Source organism: Streptomyces sp. NPDC058964, from assembly GCF_042741275.1.
In the GTDB taxonomy this organism is placed as follows: Bacteria; Actinomycetota; Actinomycetes; order Streptomycetales; family Streptomycetaceae; genus Streptomyces.
Genome location: NZ_JBHYKH010000195.1, coordinates 1 through 6,381 on the forward strand (window position 1 = coordinate 1; position 6,381 = coordinate 6,381).

A 6,381-nucleotide genomic window follows, 5' to 3' on the forward strand; every position below is an offset into this window, starting at 1 on the left:
GGACGTCGTGCCGTCGATCGTGCAGGGCGATTACTGGCAGGCACTGCCAGCCCCGAGCACCGCGTCGGCCACGACGACACCCGACCGGCGCGGGTTGACCGGCGCCGAACGGTTGCTGCAGGACGTCACCCGGCTCGACCAGTACGCCTTCGAGACGGACAAGCGGCGGCTGAATCTGGCACAGTCGTTCTCGCTGGCCGACCGGATGCCGCGCGACTTCGCCGACTTCCGGCAGGCCGGTCGGCTGTCGTTCGCCACCCCCATGTCGTGGTTCGACGAGTCCTTCCCCGGGCACCTGCTGCGGCTCGTGCGGCGGATTCGCGTCTCCGTCGTCGGGCTCATCCCGCCGACGACCGGCGTCCGGGCGACCTTGACCAGCAGCGGGATCTCCCGGGTCGTCCTGCCCTCGGCCGGCTTCCCGACCACGACGCTGGTGCGGCCGCCGGAGAGCGTGGCCCTGACCTCCCCGGTGTCAGCCACGGGCGTCTTCGACCTCGACGCCCAGCAGGAACTGTTGCTGCCGTTCGAGGGCTCAGGCGTCGACACGCACTGGACGCTCGACCTGCCGCGCCCGGCGAACCCGTTCGATTTCCGGTCGCTGGCCGACGTCGTCATCACCGTCGAGTACACGGCGACCGAGGACTACGACTACCGCGAGCAGGTGCTCCGCCGGTTCGCCGACGCCGGGCGCACCAGCGGCGACCGGGTGTTCAGCCTGAGCGGCGAGTTCCCCGACGAGTTCTACGAGCTGTCCAACCCGGCCGACGCGACCGCGAACCGCGAGGTGACTCTTTCCGTGGACGCGTCGGCCTTCCCGCTCGCGATCGGCGACCTTCAGGTCGAACAGGTCATCGTCTGCCTGCTGCCCGACGGCGACCGCCCGGTCCCGACGGTGACGCTCGGTCTCCGGCACGGAACCAGGGGCGGCGACGCGCAGACCATCGACGGCGTCGTGAGTACCCGGCGGGGAAACGGCAGCGCGTGGACGGGGATCGCCGACTCCCCGGTCGGTGACTGGACGCTGACGCTCGACCCTGCCGCTGGCGCGCTCCTGGACACGGGGGCCGTGACGGACGTGCTGTTCGCGATCGGCTGGTCCGGTGTCGGCCCGGCCTGGCCACGGTGACCGGAATGGCCGAGATCAGCGTCCCCAAGGGCGGTGGCGCCCTCACCGGCATCGGCGAGACCTTCGCCCCCGACCTGCACACCGGCACGGGCAACCTCACCGTGCCGATCCCGCTGCCACCGGTGCGAGGGACGCCCGCGCTCTCCCTGAGCTACTCCTCCGGCGCCGGCAACGGGCCCTACGGCCTGGGCTGGTCACTGTCCGTGCCGAGGATCAGCCGCCGCACCGACCGGGGCGTACCCGACTACGACGACCGCACCGACGTCTTCGTTCTCTCTGGCGCCGAGGAACTGGTCCCGGTCCCCCCGGGCAACGCGATTCCGGCCGACCTCCCGGCCGGAGCGGACGTTACCCGCTACCGGCCCCGGACCGAGTTCGGCTTCGCCCGGGTCGTGCACGTCGTCGGCCCGTCCGACGACTACTGGGACGTCTGGACCCGCAGCGGGCTCCGCAACCGGTACGGGACGGCCCGGCCCACCGGGGCGGCCGCGGACTGGGCGGACCCGGCCGCTGTCCGAGACCCGCACGGGCGGGTGTTCAGCTGGCTGCTCACGACCAGCATCGACCCGCTCGGCAACACCATCTGCTATCGCTACCGCGGCGACGGCGGCGCCCAGCGCTACCTCGACACCATCCGTTATGCCGACTTCGGGGATCCGAACGCGCCGTCCTACGCGGTCACCTTGACCGTCCACTACAACGACGAGACGAAACCACGCCCGGACCCGTTCAGCGACCGCCGGCCCGGCTTCGATCTGCGCACCACGCTGCGTGCCCGGCGGATCAGCGTCTCGACCGTCGGTGACGGCGGCACTCCGCCGACCGTGGTCGACCTGCGCTACGCCGACGAGACTCCGGGACCCGGACCCGCCGTCGGCGTCTCTCTGCTGACCGCCATCCAGATCACCGGCCAGGACGCCGCCACCGGCGAGACGCAGCTCCTGCCCCCGCTGACTCTCGGCTACCGCCCGTGGAACCCGACCGCACGTCGGTTCCGTCGCCTGCCCGCCACGCTGCCACCCACGGCGTTGGGCCCTGGGCTCGAACTCGCCGACCTGTTCGGCGACGGCCTGCCCTCGGCCCTGCAGCTCGACGGCACCGCCCGGTACTGGCGCAACCGGGGTGACGGCCGGTTCGATGCCGGGCGGCCGCTGCGGTTCGCGCCCGCGGGCGCCGAACTCGGCGCACCCGGCGTTCATCTCGGCGACATCGACGCAGACGGACGACCGGAGCTGACCATGACCGTGGGCAGCCGGACGGTTGTGTGGCCGCTTGCCACCCCGCCACCGGGTTCCGACCAGGCGGGTTTTGAGCCCACCGCGCGGACCAGCACCGGCATGCCGGACACCGGCACCCACGGCCCCCAGGTGCGGCTGGTCGACATGGACGGCGACCACATCCCCGATCTGCTGCTTGCCGGGGAACGCCCGCTCATGGCGCGCGGGGACGGTCGCGGCGGGTTCGCCCGCTTCCGGCGGATCGAGGGAGCTCCACCGCTGGCCGACCTGACCGACCCGCACATCCACCTGGCCGACGTCACCGGTGACGGGCTCACCGACGTCGTCGAGGTGTACGACGGGGCGGTCCGGTACTGGCCGAGCCTGGGCCGTGGCAGGTTCGGGCCGCCGGTCCGTATGACGGACGCGCCTCGGTTCACCGATGCCCCGGGCAGCGGGGTCACAGCCTTCGACCCTCGGCGGATCCTGCTCGGTGACGTCACCGGCGACGGCGCCGCTGACGTCGTGTACGTCGGCGACGGGACGCTGACCATCTGGGTCAACCAGTCCGGCAACGGCTTCGCACCCCCCGTCGTCGTCCGGGGTACGCCCCGGGTCGACTCCCGCACCTCGGTTCGGATCGCCGACCTCGACGGCATTGGCGTCGGCGGCGTGCTCTGGACCGGTCTCGGTGGGGCAGGAGAGTGGGCCTTCCTCGACCTCACCGGCGGCGCCAAACCGCACCTGCTCACCGACGTCGACAACCACTGCGGAGCCGTGACGACCCTCACCTGGTCCACGTCCACCGCCTACGCCACCGCCGCCCGGCTCGACGACCGGCCATGGCGCACCGCACTCCCTTTCCCCGTGCACGTGGTCGCAGGCGTCCGGACCGAGGACCGGTTCGCGCAGACGGTCCTCACCAGCGGGTTCCACTACTCGGACGGGTACTGGGACCCGGCCGACCGCGAGTTCCGAGGCTTCGGCCGGGTCGTGCAGACCGACACTCTGACCGCCGCGACGCCGCCCCCGCCGACACCCGCCACACTGACGCTGCTCGACCCGCTGACGCCGTCGGTCCCGGTCCCGGCCGGCTTCGACGCCGCCGCGCAGGGCAACCTGCTGCGCAATTGGAGCTTCGACACCGGCGGTGCGACGCCCACGACACTCACCACCTCGGCTGCTCAGCCGCAGGGCAGCGAGGAGGCAGCGGCGCCGGGATGGACGGCGCGGAACACGGCCCCGGCAACCACGGTCACGGACCTGGTCGCCAGCGACTTGCCCCAGGGCAAGGGCGGACAGATGTTGCACATCACCACCAGCGGCGAAGACTGCGGCGTGGAGCAGGACGTCGGCGGGGCGGAAGGCACGCCCGCGCAAGTGATCGCCACCGTATGGGTGAAGGCCGTCCGGGGCCGGGTGCGCGTGCGGATCGGCACCGGTGACGGACGCGACGCCGCCGACGCGACACTCGACCCGACGGGCCAGTGGACCCTCGTGTCCGTCGGCAGCGCGAGTGGTTCCGCCGGCCGGATGTCGGTGACCGCGGCAGACCCGGGAGGCGCGGAGATCTTCCTGGACCACGCCTGGGCGCGGACCTCGGACGTACCCGCCGAGCCGGTCGACGGCCCACCGGTGCGATCGGTGACATGGTTCGCGCTCGGCCCCGTCGGCCCGAGCGCCGGCACGTGGACCGCAGTGGACCCCAGCGACGACTACTGGCCTGGTGACCCGCTCCTGCGCCCCCACCTCGACCTCTCCGCGCTGCCGGACGGACTGCCGCGATCCACGCTGCGCGAGGCCCTGCGGGCGGTGCGCGGCCGTGTCCTGCGCCGTGAGGTGTACGCCGACGACGGTGACCCGGCACACGGCACGCGGCCCATCGAGGTGCACGACTCGGCCTTCGCCGTCGTCCCGGTGCTCGACGGGCGAAGCCCAACAGACCCGGCCTGGACAGCCCACCCCGTCGTGGCGGTCCGCGCCGTCCTCGCGCGGGAAACGACGTGGGACCGCGGCGACGAGCCGATGGTCCGGTTGTCCGCATCGGGCGGATTCGACGACTACGGCCGCGCCCACGTCTCAGCCGAGTTCGGCGTGGCCCGGGGGCGCAATCCCCGCCGTGCGGGCGAACCCTGCCTCGGCACGGTGACGACGACCGACTTCGCCACCAGGGACGACGAAGACTTGTTCCTCCTGGACCGAGTGGCCCGCACGGCCCGATACGAAGTGACCGATCCGGGGACTGGCCCGGTGCTCGACCTGATCGCGGCCGTGCTCGGAGCGACCCCATCCCAAGACCCCCGTTCGCTGCAGCTCACCTACTACGACGGCCCGGCGTTCACCGGGCTGGCCCTGGGCGAACTGGGCAACTACGGCCTGCCGACCCGTGTGGAGCAACTGGTGCTCACCCCCGACCTGCTGGCGCGGATCGGCGCACCCGCAGTGCCCGGCGGGACGTCGGCACCCACCCCGACCTATCTCGCGCCCGACGGCGCCACGCCGGCGAGCGGCGCCTGGTCGGCCTCGTACCCCGACGAGTTCCGCGACACCGTGCTGACAGCACCCATCGAACGCGGAACGCACGTCGGGTACGTGTGGCACGACGCGGCCGGGCCACACGTCGCGGGCTACTACGCGCAAACCAGCCGGACGAGCTACGACGTCCACACCCCGGTGGCCGGGAAGACACCGCGCGGCATGCTCCTGGTGACACGAGACGCCTTCGGGGGCAACACCACGACGAGCTGGGACGACTACGACCTGGTGCCGGTGGCGACGACCGACGCCGCCGGGCTGACCACAACCGCCACTTACAACTACCGGGTTCTGAAGGCCAACTTGGTCACGGATCCCAACGGCAACCGGACCGCCGTCGGCCACACACCGCTCGGCCTGCTCGCCTGGATCGCCGAGCTCGGCCGCGCCGGGCGCTCCGAAGGCGACACGGTCGACCAGCCCGGCCAGCGATTCAGCTATGACCTCGCCGCGTACGACCGGTCCGTGGCGGACGGAGGAGACCTGCAGCCGATGAGCGTGACCGGCGTCCGCCGGGTCCACCACCGGTGGACGCTCGTCGACCGGGAGAACGCCCGTCGGGCCTCGGCCGGAGAACAGCCGCTCAGGCCAGACCAGATCACCGCGATGTTCGCAACGACGGAGGAGGAGGACCACCCGGAACGATTCCTCCGCGTCGTCGAGTTCACCGACGGGCTGGCCAGGCTGCTGCAAACGCGCACGCAGGCCGACGACCTGGCGGTCGGTGACGTGGGGCTGCCGGAGGACCTTTCCCCCACGGCGCGCGCCGTCCTGGCCGACACCACCGGGGACGGGCCCGCCGTCGTCGTGAGCGGGTGGAAGGTCTACGACAACAAGAGCCGGCCCGTGGTCACGTTCGAGCCCTTCCGCGACGTCGGCTGGGCCTACGCGCCGCCGACGGCCGATCGGCTGGCAGGCCTCGCGGCGGTCCGCCAGCACCACGACCCGTGCGGCCGGCCGACGGTCACCGTCGCCCCGGACGGCAGCCAGACCCGGGTAGTGCACGGCAGGCCGGCGAACCCCGCCGACCCGGGCAGCGTCATCCCGACCCCGTGGGAGAGCTGGACCTATGGGGCCGAGGACAACGCCGGACGGACGCACCCCACCGAGTCCCTGGACCGCTGGCAGCAGTGGAACACCCCCAGCAGCGCGGTCCTCGACGCGTTCGGCCGGACGGTTCGTACCGTACGACGCGGCCCGGCCGAGGACGTCGTCACCACCACGGACTACGACATCGAAGGACAGGTAGTCGCTGTAACCGACCCGCTGGGACGCCGAATCGCCGCCACCGTCTTCGACCTCGCCGGTCGGGCATGGACGAGCTGGCTGCTCGACGCCTGTACCCGGAGGACCGTGCACGACGCCCTCGGCGGCATCGTCGAGTCGCGTGACGACAAGGGTGCCGTGGTGCTCAACGCGTACGACCGCGCGCACCGCGCCGTCCGGGCGTGGGGGGCGGCGGCGCGGGGGGCGGGCGCCGCGGGGGCGGGGGGAGGCCGGGGA

At 72.6% G+C, this 6,381-nt stretch carries 2 protein-coding genes; both read left to right on the plus strand.

The window, feature by feature from the left end:
• Positions 1-1,126, plus strand: a 1,126-nt coding sequence (locus tag ACFW2E_RS23375) for a hypothetical protein (RefSeq protein WP_384469016.1), incomplete at its 5' end; no start/stop codon positions are given.
• Between the two features lie 5 nt (positions 1,127-1,131).
• Positions 1,132-6,381 (plus strand): SpvB/TcaC N-terminal domain-containing protein (locus ACFW2E_RS23380; RefSeq protein WP_384469017.1); only part of this gene is annotated, 5,250 nt, incomplete at its 3' end.